The sequence below is a fragment of the Clostridium sp. BSD9I1 genome, assembly GCF_900185645.1.
Taxonomy (GTDB): Bacteria; Bacillota; Clostridia; order Clostridiales; family Clostridiaceae; genus Clostridium_AK.
On record NZ_FYAM01000023.1, the window covers coordinates 1,183,197 to 1,200,121 of the forward strand.

The window sequence follows — 16,925 nt, forward strand, 5'->3', positions numbered from 1 at the left end:
AATTTCACCCCATCAATCCTCTGTTTTACACCATTTGGAACAAAAATCCGCTTTTTTACTACAGATAACCTTATCTGAACCACAAGCAGGGCAAGCATATTTATCCTGCTCATAGTTTATTTCATACACATTGTCACAATTAAAACATTTAAATTTACAAAACGTTGCTCTATAATTTCCTCCACTTATCCTTATTGCATTCCCTTCCGTCAAAGCTATGGCAATTTTTTTTCTTGCACTATCAATAATATTCTGAAAAGTTTGTCTTGATACCTGCATTCTTTCAGCGCACTCTTCTTGATTTAATTCTTCTATATCTTTAAGCCTCATAGCCTCGAGTTCTTCTACTTTTAAAGCTATTTCTTGAATTTCACATTTAGGTTTCCCCCATGGAACAAAATAAGTATCCTCTGGAAAAAACTCTACTCTTCTAAATTTTGTTGGTCTTGGCATCTTAATTCCTCCCTACATCTATTACATAATCCTATAAACATAATATTTGAATCATATATTTCTAAATTATTTTCTACTTCTATTATCCTATTTAATTTCAGATAGTCAAAATTTAAATTTTGACTATCTATATCAATTATACTATTACATTTATAACATTTAAAATGAATATGCAGAGGTTTTCCACTAAATATTTTCATTTCATAATAACTTGTACCATTAATATTTATTTCTTTCACTATGTTTAATTCTTTAAATACCTTTAAAGCCCTATAAACTGTAGCAAGTCCTATATTCTTTTCTTTTATCTTTTCATGTAATTCTTTTACATTTAAGTGAGTATTACTATCTAAAATAATATTTAATATTATTTGCTTTCCTACTGTAAATTTATGTCCATTCTTTTCTATAAGCCTCTTGTAAGGTATTAGATCATTATTCATAGAATCATCCTTTATAATTATTCATTACAATGTCCTTCGTGTTCATGTTCTGTACAAACACTACCTGTTGATTTTAATTCACCATTTATATATTTTTGTGCTACATCATCACTAAATCCTTGTGCACCAACTACTACTTCAATACCATTTTCATTAAATAACTGTTGAGCTGTTTCTCCCATACCGCCTGCAATAATAACATTTACATTTAATCCCTTTAAAAACACTGGAAGAAAACCTGGTCTATGTCCTGGATTTTCAGTAAAACTCTTATTTAAAGATTTGCCTTCTTCTACTTCATATATTGTAAACCCTTCACAATGTCCAAAATGTCCACTTACATACTTTCCTTCACTTGCAACTGCTATTTTCATTTAAAATTCCTCCTAATATTTTCATTTATATTTTAAAAATTTTATATAAAACTTTTTATATTACTCCACATATCTTCAATAGCTTTTTCTGCTATACTTTCTTTATAATAAGTTATAGGTTTTAACTCATTTATAGATTTCATAACAGTATCATCATATGGAATTTTACCTACTAATTTTAAGCCTTTATCCTTAACGAAATTTTCTATTTCTGTAGCTACTTCTTCATTTATGTCATATTTATTTATACAAACCATAGTAAAAACACCAAAGTGTTCACATAAAGTTACTACTCTCATTAAATCTTCAAGGCCTGATTTTGTAGGTTCTGTAATAACTAATACCGCATCACTGCCTGTTATTGATGCTATTACAGGACACCCAATGCCTGGTGAGCCATCTATTATAGTTAACTTGTCGTTATCATTAAACTTTTTACCATTTTTCCTTAAATTGGTTATTAATTTTCCTGAGCCATCACTGCCTATTTCCATTTCTGCCCTTGAAATTATTCCTTTATCTAATTCAGTAATAAATGTATCTGCTGTCTTTTCATCTTTTAACTCTATAGCATTTTGTGCACATACTAGTACGCAAGCGCCACACCCCTCACAGGCAAATGAATTTATTTTAAAATTTTCTATAGCATGAAACCTACATACATTTTCACATTTACCGCACTTAATACAAAGGGATTCATCTATAATAGCTTTTTTCCCACCTGCAAATTCACCTTTTTCTATATCTTTTCCTTTATAAAACAGATATAAATTTGGAGCATCTACATCGCAATCTACTCTTACTACATCCTTAGCAAGTTCAGATAATGCTGTTGCAATGGTAGTTTTTCCTGTGCCACCTTTTCCACTTAAAACTACTAATTCCAAGCTAGCACCTCCTTTGATTTTTGTGAAAGCTTATCAAATAATGCTTTATGATGTAAATCATCATATAGTACTTCTCCCTTGGAATAAAGCACTGCTGTGCCTTTGCTATAAGGTATAGTACCTATTAGTTCTATCTTTTCTTCTCTGCAATATCTTTTTACTATGTTATCTTTTCCATCATCTTTATTTATAACTATACCCAAAGGTATGTTATACATTTTTACAAGTTCTACAGCCATTTTTAAATCATGAAGTCCAAATTCAGATGGTTCTGTAACAAGTATTGCTGCATCAGCATATTTTAAAGCATTTACTACATTACAAGAAGTGCCAGGAGGACAATCAATTAAATTAATCTCCTCCGATAAATTTTTAAGTAATTCTCTAATAACCGGTACTGCTATAGGTTCACTTATATTTAAAATTCCTCTACTGCAATTTATATCTCTTTCTTTACCGCTTTCGATTTTACCTATTTCTCTTTTATTATAAGTTATAGCATTATATTTACATGCAATTTCACAAGCTCCGCATCCATGGCATAACTTTTGAAAAAGCATAATATCATCCTTTACCTTTGCAAGAGCATTGAATTGACATGCATTTACACAAGCTCCACAGGAGGTGCACTTATCATCATCTATAACAGGATAATCTACCATAACTTTTTCTGTTTTATCTACTTTAGGCTTTAAAAACAAGAATCCATTTGGTTCTTCTACATCACAGTCTATATAATTTGCCTTTAATGCAAGAGCAAGATTAGTAGAAACTGTAGTTTTACCTGTTCCTCCCTTTCCACTAAGTACTGCTATGTTCACTATATACTCATCTCCAATCTAATGGCTTCCTCCATGGTGTGCAGGCCCAGAGATTTTTATTTCTTCAAGTTTGCCATCATTATATTTTTCAAGAACTGAACTTATAGCTATATTCCCACACTTATATGCTTTAATTTCTGCTTTTTCAATAAGTTCAAAAGCATTAGGTCCAAGATTTCCTGTGATAATAACATCTACTTTTTCGTCAATTAATTGGTTCGATGCAGCAATACCTGCTCCACCACTAGAATTTTGGCCTTTATTTTCTAAAATTTTAACTTCTCCACTTTCATTATCATGAATTTGGAAATATTCACATCTTCCAAACCTCATATCAAGTAAACTTTCATTGATTTTCCCTGTTGCTGAAATTGCTATTTTCATTGTTAATCCTCCAATTCCTTTATTATATTAGTAACTATAGGGTTAAAGATGAGTTCAAGGCTTTCACTTGCATTTTCATATCCATACTGAGCTAAATTGCTTATGCTGCTTTGCATTGGAAGTTCCCCTAATAGTTTTAAATTCATTTCTTTTAAAAATTCTTCTGTACCTTCTCCATTAAAGACTTTTATTTTTTTGCTACAATCAGGACATGTTATATAACTCATATTTTCAATGACACCTAAGATATTAATGTCCATTTTTCTTGCCATATTTACAGCCTTTGAAACTATCATAGAAACCATATCTTGAGGAACAGACACCATGACTACTCCATTTATTGGAATAGACTGCATTACTGTAAGAGCTACATCACCTGTTCCTGGAGGCATATCTATTATTAAGTAATCAAGCTCTTCCCAAAGAACATCTGTCCAAAATTGCTTAACTACACCAGAAATCACTGGTCCTCTCCAAATCACAGGATCATCTTCATTTTCTATTAAAAAGTTTAATGACATAACTTTTATTCCTTCACTAGTTGTAACAGGTAAAATAACCTGTTCAGTGGTGCTAGCTTTTTTATCTTTTAATCCAAGAAGTCTCGGAACACTTGGTCCTGTTATATCTGCATCTAATATCCCAACACTATATCCAAGCTGTTTTAGGTTTTTTGCAATAAGAACAGAAATTGAAGATTTACCTACCCCTCCTTTTCCACTCATAACTCCAATAATTTTTTTCACGTTGTTTAAAGGATTGTTTTTAACCATACAACTATCCTTATCTTTTGAACATCCCTCACTTGATGGACATGAATTGCATTCTGACATAAAATCATCTCCTATATGTATATTGGCATTTGCCACTTTCATATTACTCCTATTTTTTGTTATTGTCAAATGCCAATTATCGATGTAATAAAAAAGAACCGTTGTTTATCTTTGCTGAGATTTATTGTAGAACTATTTGAAATTGCACACAAAAATGCTCTATATCGAACAAATCGTTCAATATAGAGCATCTTCACATATATTTATGCTTGTAAATGCCTTACCTAAATTAATTTTCTATTCCCCTTCTAACTTTTACTCCCTTATAATAATAATGTTTAATTTCTGCCATCTCGGTAACTAAATCAGCTTTATCTATAATCTCCTGCGGTGCATATCTTCCTGTCAAAATTATTTCAGTACTCTCTAGCTTTTTATCTAATATATCTACAACTTCTTTAACTGTAAATAACTTGTAAAATAATGCTATATTTATTTCGTCCAATATTACTATATCGTACTCTCCTGATGTTATTATTTCCTCACATCTTTTAAGACCTCTTACAGCTCTATCTATATCATCTTGTGTTGGTTCATTATATATAAAACAATTTTTCCCATACTGTTCGATTGTAAAGTTAGGTAGATATTCTACTGCCTTCGATTCGCTATACTTCATACCTTTTACAAATTGACCCATGAAAACTTTTTTACCCGAGCATACAGCTCTTACTGTTAACCCTAAAGCCGCAGTAGTTTTTCCTTTACCGTTACCTGTGTAAACTTGGATATATCCTTTATTGCTCACAAAATATACCTTCTTTCTAAAATAATTTATAACTTTAATGCTTATACATTATTTACTGTGAATTAAGGCCTCCTTAGAAACAACTCCAGGGATAATTATTAAATCATCTCCATTGAGAAGAACCTTTGATGTTCAACTGCTCGGACTAATATTTTTTTATTATATAGTCCACAGTTGAACTAATGAAAAAAGCCTTCTTAACTCTGTAAACGTAAGAAGGGCTTTTATTTATGCAAAACAAAAACACCTTCTCTATTCTCCGTAGAGTTAAGTGTAGCAAAAATATAGGCAGGTCTTCTGACTTCAGTATCACAGTTTTATATAACCTTCCAGAGACTTCCGTGGCAATTTAATAAAACTCCTCTGTTACAGCGGCGGGACCGTGCAGGACTTACACCTGCTTCCCTTTTCACTAATAAAATATTAGCACCTATATTTGATTATTTAATTTTATTTACAATTCTCATTATAGTATATAGATTTCATTTGTCAATAAACTTTTCCAAATTTTGCTTAAATTCATAATAAGATTAAAATAACATCTAGGAAAAATTATATCATCATTATCTAATTGCTATTTTTAAATTTGATATGGTGTTTCTTGATAAACATAGTAATTTAGCCAATTTGAAAATAGCAAACTTGCATGAGCTCTCCACCTTACTACTATATCTTTATTTGGATTATCATGTAAAAAATAATTCTTAGGTACATCTATTTCAAGTCCTCTTGAAATATCTCTATCATATTCTGACTTTAAAGTTAGTGGATCATATTCTGAATGTCCAGTTATAAATATTTGTCTTTCATCTTTTGAAGTTACTATATATACCCCTGCTTCATTTGATTCAGCCAAAATTTCAAGTTCATTGACTCCTTCTATATCTTTTCTTAAAATTTCAGTATGTCTTGAATGCGGAACATAAAATTCATTATCAAATCCTCGCAGGAGTTTAACTTTGTTGTTTAAAACTTTATGACTAAAAACACCAAACATTTTTTTAGAAAGATGATACTTTGGAATGCCAAAATGGTGATAAAGTCCTGCTTGTGCTGCCCAACATATATGAAGAGTTGATGTTACATTAGTTTTAGAAAAATCCATAATTTTCTTTAACTCATTCCAATAATCTACATCTTCAAAATTCAAATGTTCGATAGGAGCTCCTGTTATTATCATTCCATCGAACCTTTCCTCTTTAACATCTTTAAAACAGTAATAGAAGCTCTCTAAGTGTTCTTCTGCTGTATTTTTTGATTTATGTTCCTCTACATGTAAAAGTTTTATATTTACTTGCAGAGGAGTGTTACCTAAAAGTCTTAAAAGCTGATTTTCTGTTTGAATCTTAGTTGGCATTAAATTTAATATTGCTATTTTTAAAGGCCTAATATCTTGATGTAACGCCCTATTTTCATGCATTACAAATATATTTTCCTCTGTAAGAAGCTTTGCTGCTGGAAGATTTTCTGGTATTATAATTGGCATATTAGCATTCCCCTTATCTCATTAATTTTAAAATCACTTTCTCAAATTATATAAAATCAATAATTTAAAAAGTTAGTTTTTAATCTAAACTTCCTAAAGCTTGATTAAAATCCTTTATAATATCTTCAATATCTTCAATTCCTACAGAAACTCTTATCAAATCCGATGTAACTCCTGAAGCTAACTGTTCTTCTTCATTAAGCTGTCTATGAGTGGTACTTGCTGGATGAATTACTGAAGTTCTAGCATCTCCTAAGTGCACAACTAGAGCTGCCAATTTTAATTTTCTAATAAACTGCTTTCCAGCTTCAACTCCACCTTTTATTCCGAAGGTTAAAATACCACTAGCCCCTTTAGGTAAATATTTTTTAGCTAAATCATAGCTAGAATGACTTTCGAGGAAAGGATAACTTACCCAACTAACCTTTTCATGATTTTCTAGGTACTGTCCCAATTTTAAAGCATTATAGCTGTGCCTTTCCATTCTTAAATGAAGTGTTTCAACCCCTAGATTGAACAAAAATGCATTAAAAGGACTTGTGCAAGCCCCTAAATCTCTTAATAATTGAACACGAGCTTTTACTATATATGCTGCACTTTTAAAAGTTTCCACATATTTAATTCCATGATAACTTGGGTCTGGCTCTGTAAGATCGGGATATTTTCCATTTTCCCAGTTGAAATTTCCTCCATCTATGATAATTCCACCTATACTAGTTGCATGCCCATCAATATATTTTGTTGTAGAATGAATAACTATATTTGCTCCATGCTGAATTGGATTACATAAATATGGTGTGGCTAAAGTATTGTCCACAATGAACGGCACTTCTTTTTTCTTTGCAACTGTTGCAAATTTTTCAAAGTCTAATATATTTAATCCTGGATTTCCTATGGTTTCTCCAAAGATTGCTCTAGTATTATCCTTAAAACAGCTTAATATTTCCTCTTCACTAGCATCGGGATTAACAAAGGTTACATTGATTCCAAACTTTTTTAAAGTTGTTGATAACAGCGAAAATGTTCCTCCATAAAGAGTTGATGCAGCTACAATATGCTCACCGTTTTTACAAATATTTAATATAGATAGAGCAGTTGCAGTTTGTCCTGAAGATACTGCAAGAGCTCCAATGCCACCTTCCAATTCATTAACCTTTTCTTCAAAGGCAGCTACCGTTGGATTACTTATTCTTGAATACATATGTCCTTCTGATTTCAAATCAAATAATGCTGCTACTTCATCTGGATCATTGTATTTATATGTTGTACTTTGATAAATTGGTAAAATCCTTGGTTCTCCTGAATTAGGCTTATATCCTCCTTGAACACATATTGTCCCCTTGTTAAAATTATTCTTCATTATGTTTCCCCCTTAAATTTATTTATATAAAAAATAAAAAACCGCTTTAATCTTACGATAAAAAGCGGTTATGTATAACTATACAATAGACTATTAATTTAGATAGTCTACTCCTCTTCTTATCTTCCAGGATATTTCCTGCAGGAATTAGCACATTTCCAGTTTAACGTTTTAAACTAGATGTTGCTGGGTTTCATCGGGCCAGTCCCTCAACCACTCTTGATAAGATTAATTTTTTATTTAATTTTAAATTAATTTAACACACAAATTTATAATATGTCAAGTGTTTTTTACTTTATATCTTATTTAATCCAATATTCTCATCGACTTTATTTGTAACTCTTACAATATATAACTTCAAGTTGCCTAAATCTTAAACTTTTGAACTATTTCATTTAATCTTTGAGCAAGTTCTGCTTGACTTTGTGCTGTTATTGCTACTTGATCTATAGCTTTTGTGTTTTCATCCATACTTATCTTTATTGTTTCTGCTTCTGAACTTGATTTTTGTGAAGCCTGTGCCATATTCAATACTGCTTCACTGACTTGCTCTACTGTAGCCGTAATTTCTTCTGCCATAGCTGCAATTTCTTCAGACATTTTGCTTACAAAATCCGAGTCGTTATAATACTGATCACCAGTTTGTCCATAGGCATCAAATTGCTCCTGAACCTGTTTATTAATAAATTCTAATATATCGCTGCCTGTATCAATACTACTTTTAAATGCCTGCTGAACTTTAGAAATAGTATCTTGAATATTTATTACCGCTTGTGCTGATTGCTCTGCAAGTTTTCTTACCTCTTCTGCCACTACTGCAAAACCTCTTCCTTGCTCTCCAGCTCTTGCTGCTTCTATAGCGGCATTTAACGCAAGAAGATTAGTTTGTCCTGCTATACTCCCTATAGTATCTGCCATAACTTTTATGCTATCTACTACCTTTCCGTCTTCTATAGCCTTCAGCATATTCTTTTGTTTTTCAATATATATTCTTCGAGTTTCCTCTATAGCTTGCTGACTTTTATTTTTAACTTCTTTAGCTCTTTCTTTAAAGTTATTTGCATTACTGCTCCCTTCCATAGCTTTAGAAGAAAGTACATTAATACTTGAATCTACTTCTTGTGCAGATGCACTTATTTGCTGTGATGTAGCACTAGACTCTTGCATAACTGCAGCAATGCTATCTACTGCTTCATCAATAGTTTCTGCCTTTGTTGCTAATTCTTCAACAGTAGCCGAAAGTTCTTCAGAAGAGGCACTTATATCCTGTGAATTTTCCATAATTACTTTTACTAAGTTACTTACATTTTCCTGTGCTGTATTTAAAGCTACACCTGTTTGTCCAAACTCATCCTTCCTTGTAATATCAATTGGCTCTGTTAAATCATAGTTTGATAATCTTTGTGCCAAATTCTTTATCTTATTCAATGGATTCATTATATTTTTTACTATTACATATGCAATAAAAATTATTATTAAAAATGCTATTAGTGTATAAATTAAAGTGGTATTTCTAACTTTGTTAAATTGAGCTATGTTATCTATGTTATCCTGCTTTGCTAAACTTTCATTTATTTCAACGCACTTTTTTATCTTTTCGAACATACTATCTGTTATTGGTGATACAGCTGAATTATATAATTTAACTGCTTCATCATAGTTATTAGCTTTTGCAAGTTCTATAACTTTACCTCTTGCTTCTCTATATTTTTCTAAATCATTTTTATAGTCAGCATAATTTCTTTCTTCTTCCTCTGATATTTCAGGTAAAGCTTGATATTCTTGTTCTAATAGTATATCTTTATTTGTTAAATCATCTATAGTTTTTATTTGTTCATTTAATTTTGACCTATCCCTCTCATAAACAATTCTAAGAATATTAGCTCTAATCTCATTTAAATTCCCCTTTGTTTCCTCCAAATTTTTGATAGATATTAAGTTATTGCTATACATGTTATTTGCGCTTTTACTTATTTTTGCAGAACTAAATACTCCTTGTGCTCCAATTAAAAGTATGAAAACACATATTATTGTAAATACCATATTAAGTTTTTTCTTTACACCTAAATTATTAAAAAATTTCATTTTATTGCTCCCCTTTTTTGAAAATCTTAACTCTAAAAATCCCATGACAAATAACCCTTTAACCTAATGGTTAAATGGCTATTTATTGAAAATCTACATAAATCATTTCAATCCCCTCCCTCTATTTCTCGTAGAGTTTTTGGCAGCTTAAAATAGGCAGGTATTCTGACTTGAGCGTCAACGCTTTTTCACCCTTCCCAGAGCTATCCAGTGGCAATTGAAAAAACTATTCTCTTACAGCGGCGAGACCATGTGGGATTTTCACCCCTCTTCTCTTTTAATCAATAAGTGAATTACTTATTGAACCTATTTTAAAGTTATTCAATTAATGAGTTTACTAGGTAAAATAGTTTCAAAGCTATCACTCTTTCACCTTAACAAGACTTATCATGATATACTGTATTATCTATCAGATTAATATTTTCTTTATACACAATGCATTAGTCATCAATAGTACATTTTCTCATTTCCATATAAGTTTAACCTTATTTGTTCAAAATTTCAACATTTTTCTATGGTATTTTTAATATTTTTTCACAAATTTTCACAAATATTCGCTGAAGTGTAAAATAAATAATAACTTTACTTAAGAGAAAGACTAGCCTATATATAGGCTAGTCTATATGAAACTACAATCTTAAATTTTCTCACTTACCAGTTAAATGGCACTTATTTTTTATTCTCTTCTTCAAATTTTTTCATAAATCGTACTAAAGCTTTTACACCTTCTATTGGCATAGCATTATATATACTTGCTCTCATTCCTCCGACAGTTCTATGTCCTTTTAAGTTTTCAAATCCAGCTGCTTTAGCTTCCTTTACAAACTTAGCATCCAATTCATCTGATCCAGTTATAAAAGGTACATTCATTAATGAACGATCCTTCTTTACAACTGTTCCTTTAAACATGCTGCTTGAATCAAGATATTCATAAAGTATTGCAGCCTTTTCTTCATTAATTTTCTTCATTGCTTCTAGTCCACCCTTATTTTCAAGCCATTTAAACACTTTCCCACATATATATATTCCATATGCTGGTGGAGTATTATATAATGAATTATTATCTACATGAGTCTTGTATTTTAACATAGTTGGAGTTCCCGGTAGTACATCCTCAGTAATTAAATCCTCGCGAATTATTACTATAACAACGCCTGCAGGGCCTATGTTCTTTTGAGCTCCTGCAAATATAAGACCATATTTAGTTACATCTATTGGTTCAGATAAAATATCTGAGGACATATCCGCAACTAGTATCTTATCTCCTGTATCTGGCAATTGATTATATTTAGTTCCATAAATTGTATTGTTATGACATATATACACATAATCCGAATCTTCAGAAATATTTAACTCTTTTAAATCAGGTATGTATGAGTAATTCTTATCTTCTGAAGAAGCTATAAGATTAACTTTTCCATATATTTTTGCTTCTAACATCGCCCTTTTTGCCCATTGACCTGTATTAATGTAGTCTGCAACCTTATTTTTCATCAAATTCATTGGAATCATTGCAAATTGCTGATGTCCTCCACCTTGAAGAAATAACACTTTATAATTATCAGGTATGTTCATTAGATCTCTTAAAGACTTTTCAGCATCTCCAATAATCTTTTCAAAAGCCTTAGAACGATGACTCATCTCCATAACTGACATACCAGTGCCATTATAATCTAACATTTCCTCTGCTGCTTCTTTAAGTACCTTCTCTGGTAATACAGCCGGACCTGCAGAAAAATTATATACTCTTGACATAAAAAGCCCCCCTTTGTTTTGATAACCTTGATTTATATATTATAGTATAAAATTCATATTATGTACTACTGTAAATATTTAAATTAATTAGAATTGTTACTATTACTTTTATCATGAACAACCTGGTCAATTACAATAACCAACGTCAATAGGAATGCATGATTTTCTTCATCAATAATGTTTACTCCGTAGGTATCTGCAAAAGTAAACCACTTTTTATTAACAATTGCCACTATTCTTTTGTTTTTTATTACTTGAAAGCTATAGGAAAAAATATCTCCATTCACTTCATATTCTCCAAACTTACTTTCTATAGAAAACTTTGGTTTAAAAAAGGTAAACTCCTTTTTCACCTTCGCTACTTGTATATTACTTTGAAAAATATGATATTCCGGTAACAGCTTAAATAGCTTTTGTTCAATATAAAATAACTGATTGCCATCTAGATCTTCTATAGCTAATTTATCTCCAATTGAAAAGAATTTTCCTTTTACAACAAACCAAGGTCTGTCACTTTCATCCTTGATTATAAAATTATCTGCAAAACTAAAAACTTTCTGCCGAATCTTATATTTCATTTAATCTCCCCCTATTTTAGCCCATTAATTATTTTAAACATTATATCATATATGTAGATTTTTAGCCTTATATGATTACACCCACGAAGATTCTATACTCTTGTCACTTCGTCTACACTTTACTATAATATATAATGAAACAACCCTAGGAGGAATTTCAAATATGAAAATGATATTTTTCGATACAGAAACAACAGGTTTAAGACCAGGTAGCATATGTCAGCTCAGCTATATTCTCGTTGACACCAGTTTAAAACCAACCAAAACCATTGGTAAAAATATTTTCTTCACCGTGGAGTATGTAGAGCCAAGTGCAGAAAAAGTTCATGGTTTTAGCGTTGAAAAATTATACGAATTAAGTAATGGTAGATATTTTGAGGATTGTCTTGAAGAATTTCTAGTAGACTTTCAAACTGCAGATGTCATCATAGGTCATAATGTTAATTTTGATATAAATTTTTTAACTTCTGAATTAGAAGGATGTGGAGAAGACTTTAATTATAAACATATATTTTGCACTATGAATTATTACAAAAATATATGTAATTTTAAAAATAATCATAGCGTTATTAAAGCACCTAAACTTGAAGAAGCTTTAAGGTTTCTTAACATAGAAAACTCTCATATAGATGCCTTAAGCAAAAAATTTTTTAATGAAACAGGAAGCTTTCACGATGCTAGATTTGATACCACAGCTACATACTTGTTAGTTACAGAAGGAATAAAAAAAGGATATATCCCACCAAAATATTTTACTAATATGGTTAATGGTATTTAAAATATTCCCCTCTGCCATTAGTCTTAAAAGGTATGAGACAGGCTCTATTACGATGCTTGCCTCATCCCCGTATATAAACTTGTCACTTGTCATGTGGGTGGAACTCAAGATATAGCCATGCTATTTTTCAGAATTTCCATCCACTAAAATAGCCAACTTTTTAACAATTTCTTTCACACTCTCAGCTTGAGAGCTAAGTTCCTCTGATGCCGATGCACTTTCTTCTGCACTTCCTGCATTTTCTTCTATCACTTGATTTATTTGAGCTATTGCTTTATTTATTTGCATAATTCCTTGTGTTTGCTCTTTGCTAGCAGCAACAATTTCATCCATAATCTCATGAATTTTCTTTATTTGTATAGATATTTCTCCTAAAGATTCATTTACCTTTTTTGCAGAAGCTACTCCCTTTTGGGAAAGTTCAATATTACTTTCTATAATAACTGCAGTGTCCTTTGCTGCCTGTGCGCTTCTTTGTGCTAGTTTCCTTACTTCATCGGCAACTACAGCAAACCCCATACCAGCATCTCCTGCCCTAGCTGCTTCAATTGCAGCATTTAACGCAAGTATATTAGTTTGAAAAGCTATTTCGTCTATTACCTTAATAATTTTCGATATTTGGTCACTGGATGTCTTTATTTCTACCATAGCTTCCATCATATCTTTCATCTCTTCATATCCCCTATCAGCTGATTCCTTAGCCTCTGATGATAATTGGGCTGCTTGTCTTGTATTTTCAGTATTTTGTTTAACTGCTGAAGCTGTTTCTTCAAGCGAGGCAGATGTTTCTTGAATTGATGCTGCTTGCTCTGAACTTCCTTCTGCTAGCTGCTCACTACTAGCTGCAAGCTGTCCTGATGCTGCTGCCACTTGATTTGCACTACCAGTAAGCTCTTGAATAATCTGCTCAACTGGCTTTGTAATACCTCGAGTAAGGAATACAGCTATTAAAACACCAATAACAAAAGAACATATACCTATAGCTATAGTAATATTATATCCCCTTTTATAAGCTAATGAAGCTTCCTCTTTATCTATCTGATTTCTTTCATTTTGGTAAACTACATATTTCTCCATTTCTTTTCGAACATTATCATTAGCTGGAGCTGCCTCTTTTACCAAAAGCTCTGTAGCTTCTTTCACTTTATTCTGTAGCCCTAAATTAATTACCTTATTAGTAAGTTGTGTAGATAGGCTAGCAGTTTGTTTTATATTTGCTCGAAGTTGGGTTTCTTTATTATCTGATACTATTTTTTCTAACTCCTCTGAAGCCTTATTATAAACTACCCTTTGTCGTTCTATTTCTTTTTGCTGCTCCTGCTTAGCTGTAAAATCTTCTAATAAAACAACATTTCTCATTCTAATAGCTATTTCATTAGCAGCATCTATCATATCGTTTGATAGCTTAGTCTTGTAAACATTTTGTTCAACTATATTCTCCAGCCTTAACTCCATTGACTTCATACTGGAAAAATTAACAACTAATAATATAAGCACCATTATGAGTATTGCCGCAAATCCTAATCCCAGCTTTAAACTCAACTTAATATTTTTCTTCATTATGCAATATCCCCCTTACACTGATCCATTAAAACTAAATTCCTCAATATTTGCTATCCTATCAACACTTAAAATAAGTATAACCTTATTCTTTAGCTTTCCTATTCCATCTAAGAATTGAACCTAATATTGATTTACACACTCAGGTATATACTCTACTTGTCTCTATATTCCTTCATTTTTATTAATTATTTCAGCATTAATATATCTTTTTTATATGAAGTCTTCGTTTTTTCAATAGAAATATAGGCTCAATAATATATTATGTAATTAGCTAAATTGTGCTATTTTTTAACGATATTTATACTATTAATTAGTGCACTAATATCACAAAACTTCCAACAAATATATAACATATAAAAACACCCTCCATCATTGGAAGGTGTTTTCTATAGCTAAAGTTAATTCATTATTAAATACACTTTAAAACCCCCATGCTCATAATTAGCATAGGGGTTTTTAACACTGAAAACTCAAATGGTAATGCTTTGAGTTAAAATATTTATATATGGAAACTATGGATTTTTCACTCTTGTTGACATAATTATATATTATAAATGCTAGTTTTTAGCTTCTTTTATTTGAGCTATTAGTTCAGGAACAACTTTCTTGAAGTCTCCTACTAATGCTACATCAGCTATCTGCATGATTGGAGCGCTTTCATCTTTGTTTATAGCTATTATAAAGTCAGAATCCTGCATACCAGCTAAATGCTGAATAGCTCCGGAAATACCTACTGCAATGTATATCTTAGGTCTAACTGTTTTACCAGTCTGTCCTACTTGGTAAGCTTTATCTATCCAAGCGTTATCTATAGCAGCACGGGATCCTCCTATGCTTCCTTCTAATACATCAGCTAATTCTTCAAGTAATGCAAAGTTTTCTTTTGCTCCTACTCCTCTACCACCAGATACGATGAATTCAGCTTCAGTTATATCAGCTACAGTCTTAGCTAGTTTAACAACTTCTTCAGTCTTAGTTCTGATGTCAGATTCTTTTACGTCCATAGCTATTGCTTGAACGTCTCCAGTTCTGTTTTCATCTTTTGCAAGCTTTGCAAATACTCCTGGTCTAACTGTTGCCATCTGTGGTCTGTGATCAGCACAGATGATAGTTGCCATTAAGTTTCCACCAAAAGCAGGTCTTGTCATTAGTAAGTGGTTTGTTCCATCTTCTGTTTCAAGTCCTGTACAGTCAGCTGTAAGTCCTGTTGATAATCTTGCAGCAACTCTTGGTCCTAAATCTCTTCCTATGAAAGAAGCACCTACAAGAATTATTTCTGGTTTCTTTTCATTTGCAAGTTCACATATAACTTTTGTATATCCATCAGTTGTGAAGTGCTTTAATAATGGATTGTGAGCATATATAACTTCATCCGCACCAAAAGCTATTAATTCGCGAGTTACGTCTTCCATTCCTTCTCCGCCAACTAATAATGCAGTTAATTTTACTCCTAATTTATCAGCAATTGCTCTTCCTTTTCCTAAAAGTTCTAGAGCAACTTTTTGTAATTCTCCATCTCTTTGTTCAGCAAATACCCATACGCCTTTGTAATCTGCTATATTCATTTAAAAATCCCTCCTAAATTAGATATAGTGTTTTTCTTTTAATTTTGCAACTGCCTGTGCTGCTGCTTCTTTAGGTGGTAGGTTTACTATTTCTCCCTTACCTTTAGCTTCTTTAGTAGTTGACTTCTTAACCTTTGTTGGTGATCCTGGAAGTCCAAGAAGGGATTTATCTACTCCAATATACTCTGCACTCCATACTTCTACTTCTTTATCAAAAGCTCCGAAGATATGTCCTACGCTCATATATCTTGGTACGTTTAATTCTTTTATAGCTGTTAGAAGAACTGGTGTTTGAACTTTTATGTTTTCATAACCATCTTCCCAAGCTCTCTTAACTCTTAAGCCGCCTTCTGCTTTTTCTACAGCTTCTACATAAGTTATTTGTGGTAAGTTTAAGTGTTCAGCTATTTCTGGTCCAACCTGAGCTGTATCTCCATCTATAGCCTGTCTTCCAGCAAATACTATGTCATAGTCTCCCATTTTCTCTATTGCTCCTGCAAGTGCTCTTGAAGTCGCAAGAGTATCTGCTCCAGCAAAAGCTCTGTCAGAAATTAATACTGCTCTGTCTGCTCCCATAGCTAAAGCTTCTCTTAAAGCAACTTCTGCCTGTGGAGGTCCCATGCTTACTACAGCAACATTTGCACCATATTTATCTTTTAGTGCTAAAGCTTCTTCTAAAGCATTTTTGTCATCTGGGTTTATGATTGATGGAACACCTTCTCTTATAAGAGTTCCTGTAACTGGATCTATTTTAACTTCATTTGTATCTGGAACTTGTTTTAAACAAACAATTATATTCATTTAAGTGTACC

General features: G+C 31.8%; 17 protein-coding genes and 3 riboswitches. Of the genes, 1 reads left to right on the plus strand and 16 read right to left on the minus strand.

Annotated elements, in window-relative coordinates; translation table 11 throughout:
* Positions 1-12: 12 nt before the first annotated feature.
* From BSD9I1_RS13350 to BSD9I1_RS13410, 13 genes are all read right to left on the minus strand, one after another.
* Positions 13-453 (minus strand): DUF134 domain-containing protein, encoded by a 441-nt coding sequence (locus BSD9I1_RS13350; RefSeq protein WP_186430726.1) that lies wholly within the window; start codon positions 451-453, stop codon positions 13-15.
* Positions 423-896, minus strand: coding sequence for a Fur family transcriptional regulator (locus BSD9I1_RS13355; RefSeq protein WP_186430727.1), 474 nt, complete (start codon positions 894-896; stop codon positions 423-425). Before BSD9I1_RS13355 ends, BSD9I1_RS13350 begins: the two co-directional genes overlap by 31 nt.
* 17 nt (positions 897-913) lie before the next feature.
* Positions 914-1,270 carry a NifB/NifX family molybdenum-iron cluster-binding protein gene (locus tag BSD9I1_RS13360; protein ID WP_186430728.1) on the minus strand — a complete coding sequence of 119 codons (357 nt, stop codon included), beginning with the start codon at positions 1,268-1,270 and terminating at the stop codon, positions 914-916.
* A gap of 41 nt (positions 1,271-1,311) precedes the next feature.
* The gene (locus BSD9I1_RS13365) at positions 1,312-2,157 is read right to left on the minus strand and encodes an ATP-binding protein (RefSeq protein WP_186430729.1); all 846 of its coding nucleotides are present in this window, start codon (positions 2,155-2,157) and stop codon (positions 1,312-1,314) included.
* Positions 2,148-2,978, minus strand: a complete 831-nt coding sequence (locus BSD9I1_RS13370) for an ATP-binding protein (protein ID WP_186430730.1) — start codon at positions 2,976-2,978, stop codon at positions 2,148-2,150. The genes BSD9I1_RS13365 and BSD9I1_RS13370 overlap by 10 nt, the downstream gene beginning before the upstream one ends.
* An 18-nt stretch (positions 2,979-2,996) precedes the next feature.
* On the minus strand, positions 2,997-3,362 hold the full coding sequence (locus BSD9I1_RS13375) for a NifB/NifX family molybdenum-iron cluster-binding protein (RefSeq protein ID WP_186430731.1): 366 nt from the start codon (positions 3,360-3,362) through the stop codon (positions 2,997-2,999).
* A 2-nt stretch (positions 3,363-3,364) separates the two neighbouring features.
* Positions 3,365-4,195, minus strand: coding sequence for an Mrp/NBP35 family ATP-binding protein (locus tag BSD9I1_RS13380; RefSeq protein ID WP_186430732.1), 831 nt, complete (start codon positions 4,193-4,195; stop codon positions 3,365-3,367).
* Positions 4,196-4,424: 229 nt separating this feature from the next.
* Positions 4,425-4,943, minus strand: coding sequence for a cob(I)yrinic acid a,c-diamide adenosyltransferase (cobO, locus tag BSD9I1_RS13385; RefSeq protein WP_186430733.1), 519 nt, complete (start codon positions 4,941-4,943; stop codon positions 4,425-4,427).
* A 269-nt stretch (positions 4,944-5,212) separates the two neighbouring features.
* A riboswitch (cobalamin riboswitch) is annotated at positions 5,213-5,392 on the minus strand.
* A gap of 131 nt (positions 5,393-5,523) precedes the next feature.
* Positions 5,524-6,429, minus strand: a complete 906-nt coding sequence (metA, locus tag BSD9I1_RS13390) for a homoserine O-succinyltransferase (RefSeq protein ID WP_186430734.1) — start codon at positions 6,427-6,429, stop codon at positions 5,524-5,526.
* Between the two features lie 79 nt (positions 6,430-6,508).
* Positions 6,509-7,789 (minus strand): O-acetylhomoserine aminocarboxypropyltransferase/cysteine synthase family protein, encoded by a 1,281-nt coding sequence (locus tag BSD9I1_RS13395; protein ID WP_186430735.1) that lies wholly within the window; start codon positions 7,787-7,789, stop codon positions 6,509-6,511.
* A gap of 116 nt (positions 7,790-7,905) precedes the next feature.
* Positions 7,906-8,018: riboswitch (SAM riboswitch) on the minus strand.
* A 137-nt stretch (positions 8,019-8,155) separates the two neighbouring features.
* Positions 8,156-9,874 (minus strand): methyl-accepting chemotaxis protein, encoded by a 1,719-nt coding sequence (locus tag BSD9I1_RS13400; protein WP_186430736.1) that lies wholly within the window; start codon positions 9,872-9,874, stop codon positions 8,156-8,158.
* A 137-nt stretch (positions 9,875-10,011) separates the two neighbouring features.
* Positions 10,012-10,199: riboswitch (cobalamin riboswitch) on the minus strand.
* A gap of 344 nt (positions 10,200-10,543) precedes the next feature.
* Entirely contained in the window at positions 10,544-11,629 is a 1,086-nt protein-coding gene (serC, locus tag BSD9I1_RS13405; RefSeq protein ID WP_186430737.1) for a 3-phosphoserine/phosphohydroxythreonine transaminase, read from the minus strand.
* A gap of 83 nt (positions 11,630-11,712) precedes the next feature.
* On the minus strand, positions 11,713-12,207 hold the full coding sequence (locus BSD9I1_RS13410; RefSeq protein ID WP_186430738.1) for an LURP-one-related/scramblase family protein: 495 nt from the start codon (positions 12,205-12,207) through the stop codon (positions 11,713-11,715).
* A 163-nt stretch (positions 12,208-12,370) separates the two neighbouring features.
* On the opposite strand from BSD9I1_RS13410, the gene BSD9I1_RS13415 reads away from it, so the two are divergent.
* On the plus strand, positions 12,371-12,985 hold the full coding sequence (locus tag BSD9I1_RS13415; RefSeq protein ID WP_186430739.1) for a 3'-5' exonuclease: 615 nt from the start codon (positions 12,371-12,373) through the stop codon (positions 12,983-12,985).
* 120 nt (positions 12,986-13,105) lie between these two features.
* Here the strand turns inward: BSD9I1_RS13415 and BSD9I1_RS13420 are convergent, their stop codons facing one another.
* From BSD9I1_RS13420 to BSD9I1_RS13430, 3 genes are all read right to left on the minus strand, one after another.
* Complete coding sequence (locus tag BSD9I1_RS13420) at positions 13,106-14,545, minus strand: methyl-accepting chemotaxis protein (protein WP_186430740.1); 1,440 nt, start codon at positions 14,543-14,545, stop codon at positions 13,106-13,108.
* Between the two features lie 560 nt (positions 14,546-15,105).
* The gene (locus BSD9I1_RS13425; protein WP_186430741.1) at positions 15,106-16,113 is read right to left on the minus strand and encodes an electron transfer flavoprotein subunit alpha/FixB family protein; all 1,008 of its coding nucleotides are present in this window, start codon (positions 16,111-16,113) and stop codon (positions 15,106-15,108) included.
* A gap of 18 nt (positions 16,114-16,131) precedes the next feature.
* A complete protein-coding gene (locus BSD9I1_RS13430) occupies positions 16,132-16,914 on the minus strand; it encodes an electron transfer flavoprotein subunit beta/FixA family protein (protein WP_035311675.1) in 783 nt (260 codons plus the stop codon).
* Between the last annotated feature and the right edge of the window lie 11 nt (positions 16,915-16,925).

Coding starts and splice junctions, on each gene's coding strand:
- BSD9I1_RS13350 (WP_186430726.1), bottom strand. CDS start 453: ATGCCAAGACCAACAAAATTTAGAAGAGTAGAGTTTTTTCCAGAGGAT.
- BSD9I1_RS13415 (WP_186430739.1), top strand. CDS start 12,371: ATGAAAATGATATTTTTCGATACAGAAACAACAGGTTTAAGACCAGGT.
- BSD9I1_RS13380 (WP_186430732.1), bottom strand. CDS start 4,195: ATGTCAGAATGCAATTCATGTCCATCAAGTGAGGGATGTTCAAAAGAT.
- BSD9I1_RS13425 (WP_186430741.1), bottom strand. CDS start 16,113: ATGAATATAGCAGATTACAAAGGCGTATGGGTATTTGCTGAACAAAGA.
- metA (WP_186430734.1), bottom strand. CDS start 6,429: ATGCCAATTATAATACCAGAAAATCTTCCAGCAGCAAAGCTTCTTACA.
- serC (WP_186430737.1), bottom strand. CDS start 11,629: ATGTCAAGAGTATATAATTTTTCTGCAGGTCCGGCTGTATTACCAGAG.
- BSD9I1_RS13395 (WP_186430735.1), bottom strand. CDS start 7,789: ATGAAGAATAATTTTAACAAGGGGACAATATGTGTTCAAGGAGGATAT.
- BSD9I1_RS13420 (WP_186430740.1), bottom strand. CDS start 14,545: ATGAAGAAAAATATTAAGTTGAGTTTAAAGCTGGGATTAGGATTTGCG.
- BSD9I1_RS13410 (WP_186430738.1), bottom strand. CDS start 12,207: ATGAAATATAAGATTCGGCAGAAAGTTTTTAGTTTTGCAGATAATTTT.
- BSD9I1_RS13360 (WP_186430728.1), bottom strand. CDS start 1,270: ATGAAAATAGCAGTTGCAAGTGAAGGAAAGTATGTAAGTGGACATTTT.
- BSD9I1_RS13430 (WP_035311675.1), bottom strand. CDS start 16,914: ATGAATATAATTGTTTGTTTAAAACAAGTTCCAGATACAAATGAAGTT.
- BSD9I1_RS13375 (WP_186430731.1), bottom strand. CDS start 3,362: ATGAAAATAGCAATTTCAGCAACAGGGAAAATCAATGAAAGTTTACTT.
- BSD9I1_RS13400 (WP_186430736.1), bottom strand. CDS start 9,874: ATGAAATTTTTTAATAATTTAGGTGTAAAGAAAAAACTTAATATGGTA.
- BSD9I1_RS13355 (WP_186430727.1), bottom strand. CDS start 896: ATGAATAATGATCTAATACCTTACAAGAGGCTTATAGAAAAGAATGGA.